The 24,209-nt window shown below is 63.7% G+C and carries 20 protein-coding genes; 13 read left to right on the forward strand and 7 right to left on the reverse strand.

Annotation, left to right across the window (positions count from 1 at the left end):
* Positions 1-96 precede the first annotated feature (96 nt).
* A complete protein-coding gene (gene ileS, locus CZ338_RS08540) occupies positions 97-3,270 on the forward strand; it encodes an isoleucine--tRNA ligase (RefSeq protein ID WP_087117812.1) in 3,174 nt (1,057 codons plus the stop codon).
* Between the two features lie 134 nt (positions 3,271-3,404).
* On the opposite strand, the gene CZ338_RS08545 is transcribed toward ileS, so the two are convergent.
* Both CZ338_RS08545 and CZ338_RS08550 read right to left on the reverse strand, forming a co-directional pair.
* On the reverse strand, positions 3,405-3,809 hold the full coding sequence (locus CZ338_RS08545; protein ID WP_087117813.1) for a type II toxin-antitoxin system VapC family toxin: 405 nt from the start codon (positions 3,807-3,809) through the stop codon (positions 3,405-3,407).
* Positions 3,793-4,047 (reverse strand): type II toxin-antitoxin system Phd/YefM family antitoxin, encoded by a 255-nt coding sequence (locus CZ338_RS08550; protein ID WP_087117814.1) that lies wholly within the window; start codon positions 4,045-4,047, stop codon positions 3,793-3,795. The genes CZ338_RS08545 and CZ338_RS08550 overlap by 17 nt, the downstream gene beginning before the upstream one ends.
* A 105-nt stretch (positions 4,048-4,152) precedes the next feature.
* Here CZ338_RS08550 and CZ338_RS08555 point away from each other — a divergent pair, with 105 nt between their 5' ends.
* Positions 4,153-5,544, forward strand: a complete 1,392-nt coding sequence (locus CZ338_RS08555) for a DNA polymerase IV (RefSeq protein WP_087117815.1) — start codon at positions 4,153-4,155, stop codon at positions 5,542-5,544.
* Here CZ338_RS08555 and CZ338_RS08560 read toward each other — a convergent pair.
* Positions 5,480-6,535 carry a sensor histidine kinase gene (locus tag CZ338_RS08560; RefSeq protein ID WP_087118213.1) on the reverse strand — a complete coding sequence of 352 codons (1,056 nt, stop codon included), beginning with the start codon at positions 6,533-6,535 and terminating at the stop codon, positions 5,480-5,482. The genes CZ338_RS08555 and CZ338_RS08560 overlap by 65 nt on opposite strands.
* 8 nt (positions 6,536-6,543) lie before the next feature.
* A complete protein-coding gene (locus CZ338_RS08565; RefSeq protein ID WP_087117816.1) occupies positions 6,544-7,233 on the reverse strand; it encodes a response regulator transcription factor in 690 nt (229 codons plus the stop codon).
* 51 nt (positions 7,234-7,284) lie between these two features.
* Here CZ338_RS08565 and CZ338_RS08570 point away from each other — a divergent pair, with 51 nt between their 5' ends.
* Together CZ338_RS08570 and CZ338_RS08575 are read left to right on the forward strand one after the other, a co-directional pair.
* The gene (locus CZ338_RS08570; protein WP_143341290.1) at positions 7,285-8,202 is read left to right on the forward strand and encodes a DUF418 domain-containing protein; all 918 of its coding nucleotides are present in this window, start codon (positions 7,285-7,287) and stop codon (positions 8,200-8,202) included.
* A 21-nt stretch (positions 8,203-8,223) separates the two neighbouring features.
* Positions 8,224-9,102: a trypsin-like serine protease gene (locus tag CZ338_RS08575; RefSeq protein WP_087117818.1), complete on the forward strand. Its 879-nt coding sequence runs from the start codon at positions 8,224-8,226 to the stop codon at positions 9,100-9,102.
* Here CZ338_RS08575 and CZ338_RS08580 read toward each other — a convergent pair.
* Entirely contained in the window at positions 9,089-10,018 is a 930-nt protein-coding gene (locus tag CZ338_RS08580; RefSeq protein WP_087118214.1) for an asparaginase, read from the reverse strand. The genes CZ338_RS08575 and CZ338_RS08580 overlap by 14 nt on opposite strands.
* Before the next feature lie 84 nt (positions 10,019-10,102).
* On the opposite strand from CZ338_RS08580, the gene CZ338_RS08585 reads away from it, so the two are divergent.
* Positions 10,103-10,804 carry a hypothetical protein gene (locus CZ338_RS08585; RefSeq protein WP_087117819.1) on the forward strand — a complete coding sequence of 234 codons (702 nt, stop codon included), beginning with the start codon at positions 10,103-10,105 and terminating at the stop codon, positions 10,802-10,804.
* A gap of 6 nt (positions 10,805-10,810) precedes the next feature.
* On the opposite strand, the gene CZ338_RS08590 is transcribed toward CZ338_RS08585, so the two are convergent.
* Both CZ338_RS08590 and CZ338_RS08595 read right to left on the reverse strand, forming a co-directional pair.
* The gene (locus CZ338_RS08590) at positions 10,811-12,481 is read right to left on the reverse strand and encodes an ABC-F family ATP-binding cassette domain-containing protein (RefSeq protein ID WP_087117820.1); all 1,671 of its coding nucleotides are present in this window, start codon (positions 12,479-12,481) and stop codon (positions 10,811-10,813) included.
* A gap of 6 nt (positions 12,482-12,487) precedes the next feature.
* Complete coding sequence (locus tag CZ338_RS08595) at positions 12,488-13,408, reverse strand: hypothetical protein (protein WP_087117821.1); 921 nt, start codon at positions 13,406-13,408, stop codon at positions 12,488-12,490.
* Positions 13,409-13,452: 44 nt separating this feature from the next.
* Here CZ338_RS08595 and lspA point away from each other — a divergent pair, with 44 nt between their 5' ends.
* The 8 genes from lspA (at position 13,453) to ilvA (ending at position 24,171) form a co-directional block, all read left to right on the forward strand.
* The gene (lspA, locus tag CZ338_RS08600) at positions 13,453-14,022 is read left to right on the forward strand and encodes a signal peptidase II (protein ID WP_087117822.1); all 570 of its coding nucleotides are present in this window, start codon (positions 13,453-13,455) and stop codon (positions 14,020-14,022) included.
* Positions 14,019-14,933 (forward strand): RluA family pseudouridine synthase, encoded by a 915-nt coding sequence (locus CZ338_RS08605; protein WP_407919373.1) that lies wholly within the window; start codon positions 14,019-14,021, stop codon positions 14,931-14,933. Before lspA ends, CZ338_RS08605 begins: the two co-directional genes overlap by 4 nt.
* A complete protein-coding gene (locus CZ338_RS08610; RefSeq protein WP_087117823.1) occupies positions 14,930-15,463 on the forward strand; it encodes a hypothetical protein in 534 nt (177 codons plus the stop codon). Before CZ338_RS08605 ends, CZ338_RS08610 begins: the two co-directional genes overlap by 4 nt.
* Positions 15,464-15,559: 96 nt before the next feature.
* Positions 15,560-17,149 carry an efflux RND transporter periplasmic adaptor subunit gene (locus tag CZ338_RS08615; RefSeq protein ID WP_087117824.1) on the forward strand — a complete coding sequence of 530 codons (1,590 nt, stop codon included), beginning with the start codon at positions 15,560-15,562 and terminating at the stop codon, positions 17,147-17,149.
* 51 nt (positions 17,150-17,200) lie between these two features.
* On the forward strand, positions 17,201-17,914 hold the full coding sequence (locus tag CZ338_RS08620; protein WP_087118216.1) for an ABC transporter ATP-binding protein: 714 nt from the start codon (positions 17,201-17,203) through the stop codon (positions 17,912-17,914).
* Between the two features lie 3 nt (positions 17,915-17,917).
* Positions 17,918-19,210: an ABC transporter permease gene (locus tag CZ338_RS08625; RefSeq protein ID WP_087117825.1), complete on the forward strand. Its 1,293-nt coding sequence runs from the start codon at positions 17,918-17,920 to the stop codon at positions 19,208-19,210.
* Between the two features lie 10 nt (positions 19,211-19,220).
* A complete protein-coding gene (dnaE, locus tag CZ338_RS08630; RefSeq protein ID WP_087117826.1) occupies positions 19,221-22,787 on the forward strand; it encodes a DNA polymerase III subunit alpha in 3,567 nt (1,188 codons plus the stop codon).
* 100 nt (positions 22,788-22,887) lie between these two features.
* Positions 22,888-24,171, forward strand: a complete 1,284-nt coding sequence (ilvA, locus tag CZ338_RS08635) for a threonine ammonia-lyase IlvA (protein ID WP_087117827.1) — start codon at positions 22,888-22,890, stop codon at positions 24,169-24,171.
* Positions 24,172-24,209 lie beyond the last annotated feature (38 nt).

The following is a 24,209-nucleotide window of genomic DNA, read 5'->3' on the forward strand; positions in this document are numbered from 1 at the left end:
ACCACAATGAAGTGGGGATTCACCTGGTGGATCCCAAGCGGGGTGGTACCGCGCAGACGATCTGCGTCCCCGCACAACGATGTGCGCGGAGGAAACATGGCAGACAATCAGCAAGGTGTCGGGCACGTCTACCCGAAGGTGGACATGACCGGGGGATCGTCGAAATTCCCCGACATGGAGCGCATTGTCCTGGATTTCTGGAATGAGGACGGCACCTTCCAGGCCAGCTTGGACAACCGCGAGGGCTGCGAGGAATACGTCTTCAACGACGGCCCGCCGTTCGCTAACGGCCTGCCGCACTACGGCCACCTGCTCACCGGCTACGTGAAGGACATCGTCCCACGCTTCCGCACCATGACCGGGTACCGCGTGCCCCGCGTCTTCGGCTGGGACTGCCACGGCCTGCCGGCGGAGCTCGAGGCGGAGAAGCAGCTGGGCATCACTGACAAGTCCCAGATCGAGGACATGGGCCTGGCCAAATTCAACGAGTACTGCGGCACCTCGGTGATGCACTACGCCGACGAGTGGGAGAACTACGTCACCCGCCAGGCGCGCTGGGTCGATTTCGAGAACGGCTACAAGACGATGGACCTCGAGTACATGGAGTCCGTCATGTGGGCGTTCAAGGAGCTCTACGACAAGGGCCTCATCTATCAGGGCTTCCGCGTTCTGCCGTACTCCTGGGCCGAGCACACGCCGTTGTCGAACCAGGAGACGCGCCTCGACGACGCGTACAAGGAGCGCCAGGACCCGACGGTCACCGTCACGTTCCCCATCAAGGACACCAAGGGGCACGACGAGCTTGTCGACGCCGCCTTTATCGCCTGGACCACCACCCCCTGGACCACTCCGTCGAACCAGGCTCTGGCTGTGGGCCCGGAGGTGGAGTACTCGCTCGTCCGCGTGGGTGAGGACACCTCGGTACCGGAATTCGCCGGCACCAAGCTAGTTTTGGCCACCGACCTGATCACGTCCTACGCCAAGGAGCTGGGTGAGAACCCGGAGGTGCTGGCCACCTACCGGGGTGCGGATCTGGAGGGCATCACTTACGAGCCGCTCTTCGAGTACTTCGCCGACCAGCCGAATTCCTTCCAGGTGCTGCTCGCCGACTACGTCACCACCGAGGACGGCACCGGTGTCGTCCACCAGGCTCCTGCTTTCGGTGAGGACGATATGCTCACCTGCCAGAAGTACGACATCGACTTGGTCATCCCGGTCGACGCCGACGGCAAGTTCACCTCCCTCGTTCCGGATTACGAGGGCAAGCTCGTCTTCGATGCCAACCGCGACATCATCCGCGACCTGCGCGCAAAGGGCCGTGTTGTCCGCGACCAGACCATCGTCCACTCCTACCCGCACTCCTGGCGCTCCGGTGAGCCGCTTATCTACATGGCGCTGCCCGCGTGGTTTGTGAAGGTCGTGGACGTCCGTGACCGGATGGTGGAGCTGAACCAGGAGATCGAGTGGATCCCGGGTCACATCCGCGACGGCCAGTTCGGCAAATGGCTCGAAGGCGCGCGCGACTGGAATATCTCCCGCACCCGCTACTGGGGCTCCCCGGTGCCGGCGTGGGTGTCCGACAACCCGGAGTACCCGCGCGTGGATGTCTACGGCTCCCTCGACGAGCTGGAAGCAGACTTCGGCGTTCGCCCCGAATCGCTGCACCGCCCGTACATCGATGAGCTGACCCGCCCCAACCCGGACGACCCGACCGGCAAGTCCACCATGCGCCGCGTTCCGGACGTTCTGGACTGCTGGTTCGAGTCCGGCTCGATGCCGTTCGCCCAGTACCACTACCCGTTCGAGAACAACGACGAGTTTGAGACCCGCCAGCCGGCCGACTTCATTGTCGAGTACTCCGGCCAGACCCGCGGCTGGTTCTATGTCCAGCACGTGCTTTCAACCGCTTTGTTCGACCGTGTCGCCTTCAATCAGGTCGTCGCCCATGGCATTGTTCTGGGTTCCGATGGGCAGAAGATGTCCAAGTCCAAGGGAAACTACCCGAATGTCAACGAGGTCTTCGACCGTGACGGCTCCGACGCCATGCGCTGGTTCCTCATGTCCAGCCCGATCCTCCGCGGAGGTAACCTGATCGTCACCGAGCAGGGCATCCGCGACGGTGTGCGCCAGGCGATCCTGCCTATCTGGAACGCCTACTCATTCCTGCAGCTGTACGCGGACCGCGAGGCCACCTGGGACACCAGCTCCGACAACGTTCTTGACCGGTACATCCTGGCTAAATTGCACGACACCGTCGAGCGCACCAGCGCGGCGCTCGAGGCGACGGACATCTCCGGCGCGTGCGAAGAGGTCCGTCTCTTCGCCGACACCCTGACCAACTGGTACGTCCGCCGCTCCCGCGACCGTTTCTGGGCGGGCCAGGAGCAGCACCCGGAGGCGTTCAACACCCTTTACACGGTGTTGGAGGTGCTCGCTCGTACCGTGGCTCCGCTTCTGCCATTCATCAGCGAGGTCATGTGGCGCGGTCTCACCGGCGGCCGTTCGGTGCACCTGGCTGACTACCCGAAGGCCGCAGAGTTCCCGGCCGACGACGAGCTCGTCGCCGCCATGGACGCCACCCGCGCCGTGTGTTCGGCGGCATCCTCGTTGCGTAAGGCGAAGAAGCTGCGCAACCGTCTGCCGCTGCCGGCGCTCAAGGTCGCACTGCCTGAGGCTGACACGCTCGCACCATTCGAGTCGGTCATCCGCGACGAGGTCAACGTGAAGAACGTGGAACTGACCAGCGACGTAGACTCCGCTGGCACCTTCGAGGTCGTCGTCAATGCCAAGGTCGCCGGGCCGAAGCTGGGCAAGGACGTCCAGCGCGCGATCAAGAACGTCAAGGCCGGCAACTACGTGCACGACGGTGAGAACGTCGTGGTCGACGGCGACCTGGTGCTCACCCCGGACCTGTACACCGAGCGCCTTGTCGCCGCTGATCCGGATTCCACCGCCCGTGTGGAGGGCATGGATGGCCTCGTCGTGCTGGACACCACCCTGACCGAGGAGCTCGAGGCGGAGGGTTGGGCAGCCGACGTGATCCGCGGCCTGCAGGATGCCCGCAAGAATGAGGGCTTCGAAGTCACCGACCGCATCAGCGTCACCCTCCATGTCCCGGAGGACAAGGAGGAGTGGGCGAACCGTCACGCCGACCACATCGCCGCCGAGACCCTGGCCACGTCGTTCACCGTCACCACCGACGCCGAAGCCGACGCCAACGGCCACCAGGTCCTTGACGGCGTCACCGCTGAGGTGGCCAAGAACGGCTAGCCCCACCTGCCCTAGCTAGACACCTATCCCAGGGTTCCTATTCACAAGGTCACGAAATTTCCGGCCGCTACAGCCACCTTGTGAACAGGCATCCTGGGATAGTTTTGTGGATGAGGCAGGGCAGCGGGGTGTTTCTACACAGCCACAATCCGTACGAGGTCTTCGATTCCTTTGAAGTCCTCTGGGTTTCGAGTAAATAGCCGTAGGTCTTCTGCAAGCGCACAACTAGCAATCAACAGGTCAGCAAGACGGCGTCGCGGTGAACGCCCGGATTCGACGATCGAGGCATAAATCAATCCGTACGCTCGGGCGGCTCGTGCATCGAAGGGAATGCACTCAAACAAAGACTCGATGCGTTGGAGTTGCGATGTTCTTCTTGCCCGCTCCATATTGTCGGAGGTGGCTGAGGGACCAGCGGCAAGCTCGGCCAAGGTGATGCTGGAGATAGCGAATTCGTCGGGCAACACATCAGGATCGATTTCGCCCAGATCCAGGACTACGGACGTGTCCAGTAATCCCCGGTCATACGCGTACCTCAACCCCCTGGTTGAGGTACGCGTCTACGTCGATCCGGAATTGTTGAGAATCGATTTTCGGCGCTCCCCGGAAAGCATCAAGGACATCCTGCTTGCGGGCAAAACGGGAGCGGCGCAATGGTCGAAGTTCTCCGATGGGCTGAGCGTTACGTGTCACAACGAAACTCCGCCCCGCATCCAGCTCACGCATGATTCGGGCACTTTCGTTGCGCAACTCCCTTTGGCTAACGATGTCCGTCATGCCTTGAGCGTAGCACCGATTGCTACGGGCGCATTGGGTTCGAGGAGACCAAGGCGCGGCCCTTAGCTGGGTTCAGTCGCGGCATCGGCCTACGCTGGAGTGGCTATGACTCGCTGGGTGCTGCACATCGACATGGACGCGTTCTACGCGTCCTGCGAGCAGCTGACCCGTCCCACGTTGAAGGGGCGCCCGGTGCTCGTCGCCGGGGTGACAGGCCGCGGAGTGGTCGCCGGCGCCAGCTACGAGGCGCGGACATACGGCGCGCACTCGGCGATGCCGACCTACCGCGCGGTTCAGCTCGTCGGGCCGAAAGCAGTGCTGGTCTCACCGCGGCGGCCGGTGTACACCACGGCATCGCGCCGGGTGTTCGAGATCATTAGCCGCCGCGTGGACGTTGTGGAGCAGCTCTCCATCGACGAGGCTTTTCTCGAGCCGCGGGAGTTGGCGGGGGCATCGCCCGAGGACGTGGAGTCATGGGCGAACGAACTGCGCGAGGAGATTCGCCAGGAGACCGGGTTGCCCAGCTCCATCGGCGCGGGCACCGGCAAGCAGTACGCGAAGATCGGTTCCGGCCTGGCTAAGCCAGACGGCACGTTCATCATTCCGCGGGACAAACAGACGGAGATTCTCCACCCGCTGCCCGTGGGCGAGCTGTGGGGAGTCGGTCCCGTCACGGCCGCGAAGCTCACGGGCATCGGTGTGGAGACCATCGGCGATTTCGCGGCCATGAGCGAGCGCGAGGTGGAGGTCGCGCTCGGCGGGGTGGTGGCCAAACAGCTGTGGACGCTCGCTCGCGGCATCGACGAACGCGAGGTCGCGCCCCGAGCGGAATCGAAGCAGATTTCCGCCGAACACACGTATCCGCGCGACCTCACCACAAAAGGAGAGGTGGAAGCCGCCATCAAGCGCGCAGCGGAGGGAGCGCACAAACGCCTGCTTATCGACGGCCGAGGTGCCCGCACCGTCACCGTCAAACTCAAGATGGCTGATTTCCACATCGAGTCGCGCTCCAGCACGTTGACGTACGCCACCGATGACTTGGACACGCTCACGGCCGCGGCGTTCCGGATTGCCCGCTACCCAGACGAATTGGGGCCGATCCGCCTCGTCGGCGTGGGGTTCTCCGGACTTGAAACAGTCATGCAGGAGGTGCTGTTCCCGGAGTTGGACCGCGCGAACCTGCCCGAGCCGCAGGAGGGGGAGGTGCTTCCCGTCATTCCTGCAGGGACTCGGGCGTGGACAGCCACGCAGGACGTCCACCACACTGAGTTCGGCCACGGCTGGATTCAAGGTGCCGGCCACGGGTTCGTCACCGTCCGGTTTGAGACCCGCGCAAGCGGGCCGGGCCCCGTAAAGAATTTGCGTGCCGACGATCCCGAGCTGCAGCCCGCTGACCCCGTTGCATCGCTGGCGTGGGAGGACTGGGAACCGTCTACCGCGGCTGCGGCCCCGTTGGAGGTAGAGACGCCTGTGGGAGAGGAGAGCGAGGGAGACTGAGGCGCGCGATGACCCCTCCGCCGGGCTTCGGTTCCAAGTGGAGCTGGCCGTGGTGGGAGGAGGCGATGGCGTCCACAAGAGCGAGGCCCAGCCCATGTCCCGGACCCGTGACGCGAGCGGCGCCGCGGGCGAAGGGCTCTTTGAGTTCGTTGAGCTGTTCCGCCGACATGATCGGACCGTCGTTAGAGACCTCGACGGTGACCGCGCCGTCGCCCTCGAGCAGCTTCACCTGGGTCGAGCCGTCCGCACCGTGAATCTCCGCGTTGCGGACGAGATTGTCTACGGCCTGTCGGATGAGCACCGGATCGCCGGTGACCATGACCGGTGTGGGGTGCACGCCGGGGCAGACCGAAGTTATGTCGAAGGAGGACATCGCCGGTGTCTGGGCGCGTGCGAGGTCGAGCAGAGCGGCGACTGTTTCGGCGCTGCGGCTGTTCACCGTCCGGATCTGGGAGAGGGCTTCGCTCATCTCGGCGGAGGTGGCGTTCGGCGCGAGCGCCACATCGGCGACCGTCTGGATGGTGGCGATCGGTGTCTTCAGTTCGTGCGAGGCGTTGGCGGAGAACCGCTGCTGGCTGGCAATTGATGCTGCCAGGGAGTCCAGCATGGTGTCGAGGGCGTTGGCCAAATCCCCGACCTCGTCGGCGGCGCCGGTGTACCCGGTGCGCTGGCTCAAGTCGCCGGCGGTGACATCACGGGCGGACTGCGCGATGCCGGAGAGGGGAGTGAGCACCCATCCGGCGACGAACCAGCCGATCGCGCCGGCGAGCACGGTGAGGACAGCCAGCGTGGTCAAAGAGACCGTGAGCACCACGCGGAGGATGTCGTCCGTGACGGGAACGGCGCCGCTGATCGCCGCTTCGTCGGGGAACACCGCCTCAAACGGCACGGGGGTGAGTTTGAGGTAGGCGTACATCACCGCAATGAGAATGCCACCGACCCCGGCGACGGTGAGCACGAACAGCAGCGTGATCCGCGCGCGGAGACTCATCGCGGCTTTCACGAGCTCAACTCCGCTGGGTCAGCCGCGAAATATCCCTCGCCAGGGCGGGTGTGGATGATCCACGGCTCACCCAACTTTCGGCGCAAATACGAGATGGTCACGCGGGGCGAATTGGTGAAGGGATCGGCGTTGGCGTCCCACGCCTCCTCCAGGAGTTCCTCGGCGGAGATCACGGCGCCGCCGGCCTCCAACAGAACCTGTAGGACAGCGAATTCTTTCGGGGAGAGGCGGATTTCGGTCTCGCCGCGCATGACGCGTTTGCGGTTGACGTCTACGCGCACGTCGCCGCAGACGAGAACCGAATTGCGCTGCGGTGAGGAACGGCGTGCCAGAGCCGAGACGCGGGCGATGAGCTCGGGGAGCTCGAAAGGCTTAGGCAGGTAATCGTCGGCGCCGAGTTCGAAGCCGCTCAAACGGTCGTCAAGGGTTCCGGCGGCGGTGAGCATGAGCACCCGGATGTGCGGGTAGTCGGCCACGATCCGGGCGCAGATCTCGTCGCCGTGCACGCCGGGCAGGTCGCGGTCGAGCACCACCACGTCCACATTGCCGGCGTGGGAGGTGAGGTGGGACAGGGCGGACGTGCCGTCGTAAAGCGCGTGCGTGCGAAAGTCCTCCCTGCTCAACGCGGTGGAAATCGCGTCGGCGAGGAACTTCTCGTCTTCGACGATGAGTACGCGCGCGGTCATGGTTGCTGATCTTAACGCCCTCGCAACATCGCCCTGAATAGCGTGCGGAGCATGCCAAAACGGATTGTAGGAATCGACGTGTGCCGGGCTGTCGCGCTCATTGCGATGATGGCCGCGCACCTGACCACGACGGGCGCGAACACCCTCGGCGTGGCGGGGCAGTTGCTGTACGGGTTTCCCGCGGCGCTGTTCGCGGTGCTAGCCGGGGTGTCCATGATGCTCATGAGCCGCACTGCCGGGCCGCTCCAGTTCACCGTGCGCGGCGTGCTGCTGATCGTGCTCCACAGGGCGCTCGTGCCGTTCGCCGGCGACATCAGTGTCGTCCTGCTCCCTATTGGCATGTCCATGATCGCGCTCGGATGGATCACGCACTGGGACGTGCGGGCGAAGCTCGCTCTGTTCATGGTGTTGACGGCCGCCTCCGGGCTGATCTACCAGTACGGGCTCAAACCGTGGTCCCTGTTCGGCCCGCCGTACCCGCTGGTCATGTGGGCGGCGCTGATGGTGGCCGGAATGGTGGCGGAAGAAGCGGTGCTGCGCACCCATGCCGCCACCGCGTCCGCAGCCATTGCCGGTGCGGTCGTCGCCGCGGTGATCGTGGTGGTGCGCATGAATTACGTCGTCCCGTTCGCATGGCTGGAACCCAACGGGCACACCGGTGGCGTGCTGGACATCGCGGGCTCCGTCGGGATGTCGCTCGCGGTGTTGGGGCTATGCAGCCTCATCCCGCGCTCGTACGTGCTCCAGCCCCTCGGATCAATGTCGCTGACCATCTACTGCCTGCACATCCTCACCGCGCAGTGGCTGAACTTCCCCGTCAGCGTCGTGTTGTCGGCGGTGTTCGCAGTCGCCTGGTCGGCTGTGTTCCGTCGCGGCCCGATGGAAGCTGCCGTGCGCTGGTGCATCGACCGGACCACGGAGGCGGCCGCGGCAGCGGCTGCAACAAAGACTCCCACTACAACCTCGTAGACCCCTGAAAGAAGGAGAATCATGAAACTCACTCGGATCCCCGCAATCGCACTGGCAGCCTTGCTGGTCGCGCCGGCTCCCGCGTTTGCGCTGGACAGTAGCGACATGGCTGGCTCGAACCCGGAAGCCGATACTGTCGTCTCCCTGCGCATGGAGGATCTCGAACCCGATGACGGCAGCTGCACCGGCACAGCGATCGCCCCGCACTGGGTGGTCACGGCGCGCCACTGCATGGAGATGTTCAACAAACCCGGCGGTACCGTCCGCACCGGCCAGGGCGAGTATCAGCGCATGCACAAGGTGGACCGCTGGGAGAAAGCCCCGCGCGGCGACATTGGCTTGGTGCACACCGTCGACGATATGCAGCTCGACCACTACGCGGAGATCTCCCATGAAGACCTGAAGAATGGAGAGGTGACCGTCTACGGCTGGTCCTCGGAGGGCACCGGCGGAGTCGAGAAACTCCCCGTAGCCACGGGCGACGCGGACACCTCCGCAGGGGCTGACGCCCCAGCGCTTTTCGGCGCCCCTTCGGCCGCCGTCGTCTCCCTCAAGAACGGCGCGCGTATCCAGGGCGGCGATTCCGGCGGCCCGATTTTCGCCTACGGAAAGGTGTCGGCCGTGATGTCCGCGGGTCTTTTCGACGATCCGGACAACCCCTCCGAAGAAGACCTGCTGAGCAACCCGAAGGTGGCAGTCTCCCCGGTGGCGGACCAGGCGGAGTGGATTGAAAAGACTGTCGCGGGTGACAGTGCAGGCTCCGAATCTGATGCCGTTGCGGATTCCGCTGAGATGATGGCGGAGGAAAACGGCGGACAGATGCCGGTCAGCCTGTGGTTGATTCTCGGCAGCGCTGTGGTCCTCGCTTGCGCAGTGGTGTGGCGTCTTAGCCGCCGATAAGTGTCCGCGGGTCCACGCCGGCAGAGACAGCGGCGGCCAGAGCGATGCGCGCTTGTCCCGCGCGCAGCCACCCGCCGGGGATGGCGCCGCGGCTGCCCAAGGTGGCGCCGCCGCCGGCACCGCCGTAAGCGAATTCGACTTTTCCGCCCGGAACGACGGTGGTGATTACCACGGGGATCCCAGCATCGATCGCGCGGTGGAGCGCCTGGCCCATCTCGTCCGACACGTTGCCGGAGCCCAATCCTTCGACGACAATGCCGTCGGGCTTCAAGGCGGCGACAGCGTCGACGATGGAACCGTCCGCGCCCGCCCATGCAGCCACGACCGGGATAGTGGCACCGGCCAGAGCCACGGGGGCGATCGGGTCAGGGCGGACGGGGGCGACCGCGCCGTTGCCCACCGTGGGGCGGAACGCGTCGAGGGCGTGCGTGTCGGCTTTGACCAGACCCCGCGCCGGGTGAATCTGCCCGCCGAACGCGACGACGACACCCTTGCTCAAATCGCCGCCGGAGACGATGTGCTCCATCGCCGCGCGCACGTTACCGGGCCCATCGGGCTCTTCCGCATCGGCGGCGCGCTGCGCACCCGTGACCACGACCGGCCGGGGATCGGAATGGAAGAGGTCGAGGGCGAACGCCGTCTCCGCTAGAGAGTCGGTTCCGTGGGTGACCACGACACCCGCGACGGACGGGTCCGCAAGCTGCTCGTGCACCACGGCGATCAAGGCATCAACATCCGCCAGGGTCATCGACGACGAATCCACGGCGCGCACGTCAACCGGGCGGCAGGGAACGTCCACCCCCGCGGATTCAATGAGTTCCGCGGCGGTGCGGCGGGGAACCAGCGCGCCGGTCGCATCGGCCTCGCACGCGATCGTTCCGCCGGTGGCCACCAGAGCGATTTCTGAAGCGTTCATGATCATCAGATTAGGCGTGCCGATTGGTACAGCACTAGCAACCCGGTAACGTTGAGCCAGTTAGCGGAAATCAAGGAGAGATATATGAACGCACCGACCACAGCACGGAAATTCGCGGCCCTCGCGGCTGCGTTCGGCGCCGCGGTGTCGCTCGCGGCGTGCTCGAACGACGAGACCGAGACTGAGACGAAGACGGCAACCGAAACGAGCACCGCTTCCGAGCAGGCTGCGCCGGTCGCCGAGAAGCCGACCGCTGCACAACTCAACGAAGTCCTGGCGCGCGCCACGAACTCGCAGCTGCCGATGGAAGAGCGTGTGAAGACGGTTCAGGGCGGCGAGAACGCACGCGAGCTTTTCGACGTGATGACGCAGGCCAAGCAGGAGTCCGGTGCCGACTTCCAGGTTGTCGAGCCGATCCTGCCTGGTTATACCCCGAACGAGGTTCTCGCCGCCGTGAACTTCACGCAGCCGAACCAGGGTCCGTCTGTGGCCGAGAACGTCTCGTTCATTTTCGAGGACAACACGTGGAAGCTGTCCCAGTCCTGGGCCTGCACGCTGATCACCAACACCGTGACTCCGGACCAGGTCCCGGCAATGTGCAACGCCCCGAGCGGAGCTGACGCACAGGCTCCGGGCCAGGGCGCTCAGGCTCCGGCGCAGGGCGGCGCGGCCACCCCGGTCCCGGGCGCTGAAGCTCCGGCGCAGGGCGGCCAGGGGGCTGCTCCAGCAGGCGGTCAGGGTGCTCAGGCACCGGCACAGGGTGGTGCTCAGGCATCGGCTCTGTAAGACTCCTTAGTCTTCTTCGCGCCACACCTCATCAGTCCACAATGTGGACAGGGTGAGTAGTGTGGCGCGTCCGTCTTTCTGGGCGATGCGCTGGCGCCACCGGCGGCGAATCCACCGGTCGTGGCTAGTCATAATCACGGTGCCGGGGAAATCCACCAGAGCAGCCTCGAGCTCCTCCGCGAGGGCGAGGGAGAGGTGGTTGGTGGGCTCATCCAGAAGCAGCAGGTCGGGTGGGGACGACAGAATCATGCCCAGAGACACGCGGCGGCGCTGGCCCAAAGACAAGTCCGCTAGTGGTTTCGCGGCCTGTTCCGGAGTCATCAACCCCATGTCCACAATGCCGGTCACGAGTTCCGCGCCAGTGACCGAAAGATCGGTCCAGGAATCATCCTGCTCCAAACGCGCAACAGTCATTTCTTCCGGCATGATGATCTCGCCTGAATAGTCGGTGAGCTCCCCGTCGATGATCTTCAACAACGTCGACTTGCCGGAGCCGTTCGGGCCCTCCACCAGCAGCTGCTCGCCGGGCTGGACCTTGAGGTTCAGTGGCGCCAGCCGGTCCGGGACCGCGAGGTCGCGGGCGATCACGGCGGGCACCCCCAGCGAGGTGGCGGTGTGCTCGGGGATGCCCACGAACCGCAGCGGTTTCGGTGGAGCGGGGATCTGGTTGCGTTCGAGAGCCTCCAGCCGGTTCTCCGCCGCGCGGCGGCGGTTGCCCACCGTCTTCGCGGCGCGGTCGGCGTAGAACTTCGCAGCGGCACGAGTCTCCGTCTTGTTTTCCTGCGAGTGGAAAATCTCGTCCGCGGATTGCTCGGCGGCTTTCTCCAGCCGCTCGCGCTCGTGCTCTTGGGCGGCGTAGTCGGAGGCCCAGCGCTGCCGGCGCTGCTCGCGGGCGCGGAGGTAATCGCTGAAGGAGCCGGTGAAACGGGCACCCTGGCGTGTCTCTTCGCCCATACCACCTTCCGCACCCAGGCCCGGGTCGAGGTCTATGAGACCGTCGCACACCGCGTCGAGGAAATAGCGGTCGTGGGAGGCGGCCAGCACAGGCCCACTGAAGGACTCGAGTTCACCGACGAGGAAGTCCACGGCTTCGTCGTCGAGGTGGTTCGTCGGCTCATCCAGCACCATCGCGTCCACCGGGCGGAGCAGGAGAGTGGCCAGAGCAAAGCGGCGGCGCTGCCCGCCGGACATTTCGCCAAGCGGAGTGGACAGATCCACATTGGCAAGGCCGAGGCCGGCGAGAACGGTGGCGATGCGTGCGTCGAGCTCCCACACCCCTGAATTCTCTGCGCGGGCCAGGGCGAGGTCGAAGTCATCGGCCAGGCGGGAATTCTCCGGGTCCTCAGCCATCCGGCCGGAGAGATCGGCGATGGCGCGCTCGACGCCGCGGAGCTCGTCCACGGCGCCGTCGATAAGCATGCGTGCCGGCTCGGTGAACGGCAGCGACGTCTCCTGGGCGATGAAGCCGTTGACGGGCGGGGTGACAAGGGTTCCGGACGTCGGCGTGAGGTCCCCGGAAATGACGCCCAGCAGCGTGGACTTGCCCGCACCGTTCTCGCCGATCAGGCCGGTGACGGAACCGGATGGGACGGCGAACGAGATGTCCGTGAGCACGCGGTGCCCGTCGGGGTAGGTGAAGGAGATTCCGTCGAGTCCGATGTGCAGCGGGGCAGGCATGGTGCGTTATTTTCCGTATCTCGTCGCGGTGGTCACGTCCTGGACCACCTTGAAGTCTTGGTTGGGGCCGGAGTACACCACGCGCGTTGTCGCGGAATTCTGGCCGCTCACCGGGATGGGCTGGGCGAGGTCGACAGTGATCTCCGCCTGGGAGGACGTGCGTGCGCTCTCCGCAGTGAGCTTCTCGCGAGCTGCGCCTGGGGCGGTGCCGAGGTCGAGCTCTTTCTCCGTCGGCTCCTCCGCGATATCGAGGTTCAGGGTGACCGTCGATCCCTCGATCTTGGTCACGGTGTACGTGGTCGTGCGGCGCATGGATGTCTGGCCCGTCGTGCGCGCCGACGCTGTCCACGACGCGCCTTCGCCCACGGCTTCGCGCGGGAAGACAGGCATCGTGGACAGAATCTGTAGCAGCGCGCGTTCGAGCCGTTCGCGGTCCTCGTCGCTGCTCTCCTCGGCGGGGAGAAGTTTCACGTCGCTGATCTGGCCGGACGGATCCGCCGTCCAGCGCATGCGGAATCCCTCTGCAATCACATCGGTGGTCTCGCCGGTGCTGGTGGCCTCTAGCTGCAGTGTCTGCTCGTCCACGTCGCTGGCCTCCGGCGCTTCCGGATTGACCTTGTCTGAAGCGACGGCACCCTGGAACACCCCGGTAGCTACCTCGACGCCAGTGTTCTGCTGCGCACCGTCAGTGGCGTAGGTCAGGACTGACTTCTCGCCCTCGCCGTCTTCGACCAGTGTTACCTGGCCCGGGTCGACATCGAAAGCCGGAATTCCTTCCAGCGGGTCCGAATCCTGCTGGGAGCATGCGGCGAGTGTTCCAGCGAGACTCGCCGCGCATGCGACGGCGAGGGCGGTCCGGGCCGAAGCTGCCCGAGATTTTCGGGGTGCCGGTGGTGCATAAAACGCTGGGAAATGCCTAAAGCTCACACATTGAACCTACCGCACGCCGGACCGACTACAGTAAGGCCACGATGAGCACCACTATCTCTCACGGATCTCACGGGTCCGGCGGACACGGCGAGCCTGCGGGTCCCGGTCGCCCTGCCCGCCGCCCCTACGTGGCATTGATCGTAGGAGTGATGGTGGCCGTGGGGATCGTGGACCAAGTGGTCAAGCAGATCATGGTGTCCACGCTCAATCCAGGCGAAGCTGTGCCGGTGTTCGGCGACTGGTTCCGCTGGCTGCTGGTGTTCAATTCGGGTGCGGCGTTTTCCATGGGGCAGAACCTCACGTGGTTGATCACCGCCATCCAGATGGCGTTCGTTGTGGGCACGCTCATTGCCGCGCCCCGTATCAGCCACCGCTGGGAGGCTGTCGGCCTTGCGCTCATCGCCGGCGGCGCGCTGGGTAACCTCATCGACCGGCTCTTCCGCCCGCCGGGCTTCTGGTTCGGTCACGTGGTGGATTACATTTCCGTGGGTGATTTCGCGGTGTTCAACCTGGCGGATGTGGCCATCAATATCGGCGTGGCCGTGTTCGTCATTGCTCTGTTTTCCAACATCGACGACGGAACTGCCGTACCGGACGAGGGCAAGCAATGATCAGCGGATACAGGTCGATCACAGTTCCAGAGGGGCTCGACGGCATGCGCGTCGATGCCGCTGTGGCCAAGGTCTTTGGTATCTCGCGGTCTGTCGCAGCTGAGCTCGAGGTGCTTATCGACGGCACCGTCGCCCCCAAATCCACCCGCCTCACACCGGGGCAGACCCTCGAGGTGACGCTGCCCGAGCCCAAGACGGTGCCCATGCCCACAGAGGAACCGGTGGAGGGCTTGGACATCCTGTACGACGACGAGGATGTCATCGTCGTGGACAAGCCGGTCGGAGTGGCTGCCCACCCGACTCTCGGCTGGGAAGGTCCCACCGTAGTCGGCGGTTTGGTGGCCATGGGCTTCCAGCTGCCGGACGCCGGCCCGCCGGAGCGTAAGGGCATTGTCCAGCGTCTCGACGTCGGCACTTCCGGTGTCATGGTGGTGGCTAATTCCATCCCGGGTTATTCAGTGCTCAAGCGCGCATTCAAGGAGCGCACAGTGGAAAAGACCTATAACGCGGTGGTGCAGGGGCTGCCCGACCCGATCGTGGGCACAATCGATGCGCCGATCGGCCGCCACCCGTCCTCCGGCTGGAAATTCGCGGTGACCCAGGACGGACGCCATTCCGTCACCCACTACGAGGTGGTTGAGGCATTCCGGGAGGCGAGCCTGCTCGAGGTGCACTTGGAAACCGGCCGCACCCACCAGATCCGTGTGCACATGTCCTCGGTCGGCCATCCGTGCGTCGGTGATCCGATGTACGGTTCAGACCCGAACCTGACCAAGCGCCTGGGGTTGAAGCGCCAGTGGCTGCACGCCACAACTCTCGGCTTCACCCACCCGGGAACCGGAAAGTGGATGGAAGTCTCTTCCCCGTACCCGGAGGACTTGCAGCAGGCCGTGGACACGTTGCGCGGATGAGCCGACGCGAAGTCACTGCCGGGGTGGTGATCATTGCCGTGGCCGTTCTCACGGGTGTTCTCGCCGCTGGTATCTCGTGGCTCGGCGCCGCTACAGCATTCGAGCCCGTTCCGCGTGGCGATCAACTGGGGCAGGAGACCGGGGAGGACTTCAACGACTACGCTGCCCGCGCCACTGACTCTCTTGCGGCCGCCCCAGCAGAGGTGCCGGTCTACGCTCTGCTGACATTCACCGGCGTTCTCAGTTCTGCGCAAGCATCCGAGGCGCTGGGTTCTATCAACCGTGTCAGTGCTGTCATTCCTGACGGTTCCGCTGCACAGCCGGTAGGTGAGCCTAAAGCAAGCCGCGACCGATCAGAACAATTCCGCTTCGCGGCAGGTGACCGGATCGCCGGTGCGGTTGTGCGCGACACTGGGGATGTCCTGCGCGTGGTTGCGCAGGACCCGCTGATAGCCGCCGCCGAGACGCTTCCGCCGGATGCTGTCTGGGGAGCATTCGGCGTGCGTCAGGTCGAGGTCTTACCCCGATAGTCGCCCTATCGGCCCGGCCTATGAACGGTGTAAGGTCATGGGAACGGTGTAAGGTCATGGACGGTTATTTTTCGGTCCTGAATGAGGAGATGAGACGTGTCAGCTATCCGTAAAACCGGGGCATCGCTCGCTGTAGCTTCGACCCTGTTCTTTGCAACGGCGTGCGGTATCGGGGGTGACGGTGGCAGCGACAACGGCAATTCCCTCAATGCGGGTGAATACGATGTGGTGGCCAAGGAAGACGTGGTCAACAGCATCATCGTCGACGGTACGGTTGCCCCCATCCGCCAGGCCGGTATCTCGACGACACTGACCGTGCCAGTGGAAAAAGTGCACGTTGGTGTCGGGGACAAGGTGAAGCAGGGGCAGCTGCTGGTCACCATGGACACCTCGTCGATTGAGCGGGAACTCGATGTGCAGCGCCAGGCAAACCAGCAATTGATGAGCCAAGGGCTGACAGGTGAACCGGTGCACATGACCGCCGCCAGCGACCTGAAGAAGGTCGTGGCGGACGCCAGCAGCACAATCGAGGATTGCCTCAAGCGAATTCTCCCGGGTAAGGCTCCTGCCCCGCAGCCTGCGCCCGCGCCCGCTCCCGCCCCGCAGGGCCCGTCGCGCGAGCAGATTGAGCAAGCGTTGAACGAGGCGCACGCACAGGGCCGTGCCCAAGGTGCGCAGGAAGCGCAGCAAGCCTTCCAGCAGCAGGCTGAGATGGCCGGTGACGTTGGCGTCGGAATGCCGACGGGCGCTGCTGATGCCATGGCGCAACAAGAAGCAATGGCGCAGCAGCAGGCCCTCGCCCAGCAAGAGGAAATGGCTCAGCAGCAGGCACTGGCTCAACAGGAAGCAATGGCTCAGGGCGGCGGGGCAGACACCAGCATGCTCGAGTACCAGATGCAGGAGCGAGAAATCACGTCTCCGATCAACGGGGTTGTGACCAAGATTGAGGCTGAAGAAGGTTCGCCTGCGGGTGGCGCGCTGATGACTATCTCCGACACTTCGCGCTACCTGATCAAGGCATCGGTGCGTGAGACCGATGTTGCTGACGTGAAGGAAGGCAACCGAGTCACTTTCACGACCCCGATCACAGGCGATAAGAAGTTTGAGGGCAAGGTGCGCCGCATCGCCCCAATGGCGGATGGTGCGGACGAGGGTGCGGGTATGGGTGCGGCCGCGGCTGCACGCGCCATGCAGGGCGGCGGACAAGGCAACAGCAAGAAGGACACCGGCGTGATCTTCCCGGTGGAGATTGAGGCCACCGGCGACACCAAGGGCCTGCGCTTGGGCGGTTCCGCCCGCGTGGAAATCATCACCGAGGAAGACCGCGGCCACCTGAGCATTCCGCGTGATGCTGTGTACGACGAGAACAAGGTGCTTGTCCTGAGCCGCGAGAATAAGGACGCCACCGAGGGCACGATCGAAGAACGCACGGTGACAACCGGTGTGAAGAACGACACCGATATCGCTGTCACCAGCGGCGAACTCAAAGAGGGCGACGTTGTCATCGCGTGGCCGGATGATTTCCGGGACCGGGTGGGGGAGACCATCTCGATCTCCGACGAAAACTTCGACCCCTCCGGTAAGGGCAACAAGGACGAGAAGACCGAGAAGGCTTCGAAGGACGACAAGGCCGGTAAGGACGATAAAGCTGAGAAGTCCGGCGCTTCGAATGAGTCGGATAAGTAAGGGGAGAGTAGCCCTGTGAGCACTGCCATCAACGGCGGCGAACAGCCGGCCATGGTCAAAATCGATCCCGACAAGCTGATCTTCATGCGCGGGATCGTCAAAACTTACAACGAAGGCAAAGACACTGAGCTGACGGTTCTGCACGGCATCGACTTCGACACCGAGCACGGAGAGTTCGTGTCCATTGTCGGGCCGTCCGGTTGCGGAAAGTCCACCCTGATGAACCTGATCGGGATGCTGGATAAGCCAACCCACGGCGGGTACGCGTTCAACGGCGAGGACGTCTTCCAGAAAGTGGATAACGAGCTCGCCGCGTACCGTTCGCAAAACATCGGCTTCATTTTCCAGAACTTCAATCTCGTCGGCCGCATCAACGCGCTGCAAAACGTGGCTATGCCGATGATGTACGCGGGCGTCGGCAAGCGCGAGCGCGAAGAGCGCGCGGCTGACTTGCTGGACATCGTGGGCATGGGCGACCGTCTCACGCACGCGCCGAACGAGCTGTCCGGCGGGCAGAAGCAGCGCGTGGCCATCGCGCGCAGCCTCGCCAACGACCCGGATCTGCTGCTTGCCGACGAACCGACGGGTGCTCTCGACTCCGAGACCGGGCGCATGGTCATGGACCTGTTTCACCGTCTCAACCAGGAGTACGGCAAGGCCATCGTGTTCATCACCCACAACCCGGATCTGGCTCAAGAAACGAGCCGGATCGTCGAGATGAAGGACGGCCGCGTCATCGATGTGCGTGCGGGAGGTGCAGCCTAAACCATGGAATTTCGTGAATCAGTCAATCTAGCGTTAGGCAGCCTGCGGACGAACAAGATGCGTTCGATCCTCACACTTTTGGGCATCATCATCGGAATCATGGCCGTGGTGATCATCATGACTCTCGGTCGCGGCTTGCAAAACAGTGTGACGAGCGGTCTCGAGGACATCGGTGCGTCGAAGTACGCTGTGTTCATCACGGAAAAGCCGGATGAGGAGGAGGGCAGCGACGAGAACGCGGGCGGGTTCAACCCTCCCATCACGGACGAGTCCGACCAAGTCACCCTCGATCAGCTGGACGAGCTGAAGCAGCACTTCGGCGACCGCATCGTCGGCGTGGACATTCAGGACACCTACGGCGGCGATGCGACGTACGAGGACAAGGATGCCGCTGTCGACATCGCGCCCGTTTTGGGCGATTCCATGGACGTGCGCAATGTCGAGGTAGCATTCGGCCGCGCCATCGAGCAGCAGGACATCGACAGCCAGCGCCCGGTCGCGGTGGTTTCGCAAGAGCTTGTCGACGCCTTCTTTGACGGCGATAGCTCCGCCGCCCTGGGCAAGCGCATCGACCTGAACGTCGAATCCACCGGCGTGTACACTATCATCGGTGTGGCCGAGGCAAAAGAGAAGGACGCCAGCAACTTCGGCCAAGAGACTGCCACCGGTCAAGCCTTCGTCCCGTTGAGCTCCATCGACCGCATCTCGGAGCCGATCGAGGGCACAGACGGATTCCTCGTGCAGGCCAAGGGCGACGAGGACTCGACCGCGTTCCGCGACGAGCTGCAGAACTACGTGGACCGCTGGTACTCCAAGAGTGAGACCGCGCAGGCTGAAGTCCTCGATATGCAGGCGGAGCTCGCCTCCTTCACCAAGGTCTTCGGCGCGATCAGCGCCGTGATCGCTTCCATTGCCGGCATCTCCTTGCTCGTCGGTGGAATTGGTGTCATGAACGTCATGCTCATTACCGTCACCGAGCGCACCCGCGAAATCGGCGTGCGTAAGGCGCTCGGCGCAACACGCCGTGACATCCGCACCCAATTCATCGTCGAAGCTGTCATGGTCTGCCTTTTGGGCGGCATTATCGGTGTGGTGCTGGGCGGCATTATCGGCACTATCAGCAGCGGCTTCATCGGCATGGTCGGCGGCGGGGAATACGGCCCTATCGCGTGGCCACCGCTGAGTGCAGTGCTGTTCTCGCTGCTCTTCTCCATGGCGATCGGCGTTTTCTTCGGCGCGTACCCGGCGAACAGGGCCGCCAAGATGCAGCCGATCGACGCTTTGCGCTACGAGTAAACTGTCCGCCATGGCCAAAAACTCCTCGTTCGTCCACCTGCACAACCACACCGAGTTCTCCATGCTCGACGGGATGGCCAAGGTGGACCTTCTGGCCGAGGAAGTGGTGCGCCAAGGCATGCCGGCTGTGGGCATGACCGATCACGGCAACATGTTCGGCTCCAACGCGTTCTACCGCCGCATGGTGGACGCAGGAGTGAAACCGATCATCGGCATTGAGGCGTACATGGCGCCCGAGTCCCGCTTCAACAAAAAGCGTGTCCTGTGGGGCACGCCGGACCAGAAGGGCGACGACGTCTCCGCGTCCGGTGCCTACCTGCACCAGACCATGCTGGCGGAGAACGCCACCGGCCTCCACAACCTTTTCCGTTTGTCGTCCCTGGCGTCCTACGAAGGACAGCTGGGTAAATGGCCGCGCATGGACGCGGAACTCGTCGCCGAGCACGCTGACGGCATTATCGCCACCACCGGCTGCCCGTCCGGCGATGTGCAGACCCGCCTGCGCCTGGGCCAGTACGACCAAGCGCTGGAAGCAGCCGCGATGTGGCAGGACATCTACGGCAAGGACAACTACTTCCTGGAGCTGATGGACCACGGGCTGCACATCGAGCGCCGGGTGCGCGAGGATTTGCTGCGGATCGGCCAGGCACTTGACCTTCCGCCGCTGGTGACCAACGACTGCCACTACGTGCTTGAATCCCAGGCTCCGGCGCATGAGGCGATGCTCTGCGTCCAGACCGGAAAGACCCTGTTGGATCCGGACCGCTTCAAGTTCGACGCCACGGACTTCTACATCAAATCCGCAGAACAGATGCGCGCGACCTGGGATGACATGGTTCCGGACGGTTGCGACAACACGCTCTGGATCGCCGAACGTGTCGGCGACTACGGCGAACTGTGGGAGGAACACCCGCACGACCGCATGCCTATTGCCACGGTGCCGGAGGGGGAGACCCCGACGACGTGGTTGCGCAAGGAAGTGCACCGCGGACTGGAAGACCGCTTCGAAGGCAAGGACGTGCCGGAGGAGTACCTGAAGCGCGCGGACTACGAGATCGACGTCATCGACATGAAGGGCTACCCGTCCTACTTCCTCATCGTCGCCGAGTTGATCAAGCACGCCCGTTCCGTGGGTATCCGCGTCGGCCCCGGCCGTGGTTCGGCCGCGGGTTCGCTCGTCGCCTACGCGCTGACGATCACGAATATCGACCCGATGGAACACGGTCTCCTCTTCGAGAGGTTCCTCAACCCTGAGCGCCCCTCCGCACCCGATATCGATATCGACTTCGACGATCGCCGCCGCGGTGAGATGCTCACCTACGCGGCGGAGAACTGGGGTGAGGACAAGATCGCCCAGGTGATCACCTTCGGTACGGTGAAGACGAAGCAAGCCATCAAGGACTCGGCCAAGGTCAATTTCGGCCAGCCCGGTTTCCAGATGGCGGACCGGATCAACGCCGCCTTGCCGCCGGCGATCATGGCGAAGGACATCCCGCTGTCGGGCATCACAGATCCGGACCACGCGCGGTACTCCGAGGCCGCCGAGGTTCGCTCGATGATCGAGACCGACCCCGACGTGGCCAAGATTTACGAGACTGCCCGCGGTCTGGAGGGCGTGGTCCGTCAAGCTGGCGTGCACGCCTGCGCGGTGATCATGGCATCTGTGCCGCTCATGGACCACATCCCGATGTGGAAGCGGCCCGCCGACGGTGCGCTCATCACTGGTTGGGACTACCCGGCGTGCGAGGCCATCGGCCTGTTGAAAATGGACTTCCTGGGTCTGCGCAACCTCACTGTCATCGGCGACGCGATCGAGAACATCAAAAAGAACCGCGGCGAGACACTTGATCTGGAAGGCTTGGATACCGACGATCCGGCCGTGTATGAGCTGTTGTCCCGCGGCGACACCCTCGGTGTCTTCCAGCTCGACTCCGGCGGCATGCAGGAGTTGCTGAAGCGCATGAAGCCGACCGGCTTCAACGATATCGTCGCGTCGCTGGCCCTCTATCGACCGGGCCCGATGGGTGTCAACGCCCACTGGGACTACGCGGACCGCAAGAATGGCCGCAAGCCGATCACGCCGATCCACCCGGAACTGGAGGAGCCGCTGAGGGAAATCCTGGATGAGACGTACGGCCTCATCGTCTACCAGGAGCAGATCATGAGGATCTCCCAGAAGGTGGCCAACTACACGGCTGGTGAGGCAGACGGCTTCCGCAAAGCGATGGGTAAGAAGAAACCTGAGGTGCTCGCCCAGCAGTACGAGAAGTTCTCGCAGGGCATGTTCGACAACGGTTACACAAAATCGGCTGTCGACGCGCTGTGGGGAACGATCGAGCCGTTCGCCTCCTACGCGTTCAACAAATCGCACGCCGCCGGGTACGCGCTGGTGTCTTATTGGACCGCCTATTTGAAGGCGAACTACGCGTCGGAGTACATGGCCGCGCTTCTCACTTCAGTCGGCGACAAGAAGGACAAGTCGGCCATCTACCTCGCTGACTGCCGTCACTTGGGCATCTCAGTTCTGCCTCCGGACATCAACGAGTCGGAGGAGAACTTCCTGGCTGTGGACGAAGACATCCGCTATGGTTTGGCCGCCATTCGCAATGTCGGTGTGGAGGTGGTGGAGTCCATCATGGAGACCCGCCGCACCAAGGGCGCTTTCACGAGCTTCTCGGATTACCTAGACAAGATCGACCTGCTGCCGTGCAACAAGCGAATTACTGAATCGCTGATCAAGGGCGGCGCGTTCGATTCCCTCGGCCACCCGCGAAAGGGCTTGCTCCTGGTGTCCGATAGCGCGGTCGATTCGGTTCTGACCACCAAGAAAGCTGCTGACAAGGGCCAATTCGATCTCTTCTCCGCGTTCGGCGGAGGCGAGGGCGAGGACAATGCGGGAAGCGCGTTCAGCATTGACGTCCCCGACGACGAGTGGGAGAAGAAGCACAAGCTCGCTCTCGAGCGCGAGATGCTGGGTCTGTACGTTTCCGGTCACCCGTTGGATGGATTCGAGGAAGCTCTCGAAGCCCAGACGGACACGCCGATGCCGAAGATTCTCGGCGGTGAGATGCGGCATGGCGACGAAGTCACCATCGGCGGAATCATCTCGAGTGTGGACAGGCGCTACTCCAAAAAGGATGGCTCGCCGTGGGCGATTGTCACCCTTGAGGACCACAACGGTGCACAAGTCGAGGTCCTCCTGTTCAACAAGGTCTACGCGCTGGTCGCTCCCCAGATCGTGGAAGACAACATCATTTTGGTCAAAGCCCACGTATCTATTCGCGATGAACGCATGAGCTTGTTTGGCGATGATGTGAAAGTGCCGGAACTCGGCCCCGGCAACGGCGCGGGTCTCCCGCTGCGTCTCACGCTGCGCACGGAACAGTGCACGGTGGACAATATCCGAAAGCTCAAGCAGGTACTGGTGAATAACCCGGGCGATTCCGACGTGTACCTGAACCTGGTGAACGGCGAGCAGTCCCAGTTGATGGTGCTGGGCGACCACCTCCGGGTTGAGCGCTCCGGCAGTCTCATGGGCGACCTGAAGGCCGCCATGGGTGCCGGCGTGCTGGGTTAGGAGAATTTACCGGGGCGATTCTTTCAACCGGGATGGGCTCCCAGGAGCGAAGGTTCGGTGAATATCGGTGCCGCAGTCAGTGAGTCTATGATTGCGAGGTATGACACTTTCGCCTGACTTTTCTCCCGTTCATGCAGCAGATATTCAAGGGGCTCAGGCGAGTATCTCCAGCATCATTGCGCCGACACCGCTGCAATACTGCCCGCGCTTGTCCCAGGCCTATGGTGTGGAGGTGTACCTCAAGCGCGAGGACCTTCAGGATGTTCGCTCGTACAAGATCCGCGGCGCGTACTACAACATCAGCAACCTGTCCGAGGAAGAGAAAGCTGCCGGCGTTGTGGCTGCGTCTGCCGGCAACCACGCGCAGGGGGTCGCGTACGCGTGCCGCTCCATGGGGATCGACGGCAAGATCTTCGTGCCCAAGCGCACCCCGAAGCAGAAGCGCGACCGGATCAAGGTGCACGGGGGCAACAAAGTGGAACTCGTCCTCGTCGGCGACACTTTCGACGAGGCTGCTGAGGCCGCCCGAGCGGACGCAGAGGCCCGTGGTGCCACAATCGTCGAACCGTTCAACGCACGCAACACGGTGATCGGGCAGGGCACCGTTGGCGCGGAGATCGTGTCCCAGCTTTCGGGATTGGGTAAATCGCTCGACTCTATCGTGGTGCCTGTCGGAGGGGGCGGCCTCATCGCCGGCATTACCGCCTACTTGGCGGACATGTCCCCGCGGACCGCCGTGGTGGGCGTGGAACCGGCCGGCGGTCGTTCCCTCCAGGCGGCGCTCGATGCAGGGGAGCCTGTCACCTTGGAAACGGTCGATCCTTTCGTGGACGGTGCGGCAGTCAAGCGTATCGGTGACGTGAATTACCGCATTATCGACGAGAATCTGGGACGCCTGCACGTTGTCGCCACAGACGAAGGAGCAGTGTGCACGAGCATGCTCGCGCTCTACCAAAACGAAGGCATTATCGCCGAACCTGCCGGTGCGCTGTCGGTCGCTGCGCTCGGGGAAGTGAACTTGGCTCCGGGCAGCACTGTGGTGTGCGTCATCTCCGGCGGCAACAATGACGTTCTTCGCTACGCGGAGATCATGGAGCGCTCGCTGGTGCACCGCGGTCTCAAGCACTACTTCCTCGTGAATTTCGCTCAGGAACCGGGGCAGTTGCGCCGTTTCCTCAATGACGTGCTTGGTCCCGACGACGACATCGCCCTATTCGAATACCTGAAGAAGAACAACCGAGAAACTGGTGCGGCGCTCGTCGGCATTGAGCTCGCGCGGGCATCGGATTTGGAACCACTGCTCGAGCGCATGGAGGAGGCCTCCTTCGATTGCCGCCGTCTCATGCCGGGCACACCGGAATACGAGTTCATCGTCACCGGTTAGCCAGCTGAGTGCGTCTGCCGGCAGCGTTGCTCGGCGCG

Source organism: Corynebacterium urinipleomorphum, assembly GCF_900155535.1.
Classification (GTDB): domain Bacteria; phylum Actinomycetota; class Actinomycetes; order Mycobacteriales; family Mycobacteriaceae; genus Corynebacterium; species Corynebacterium urinipleomorphum.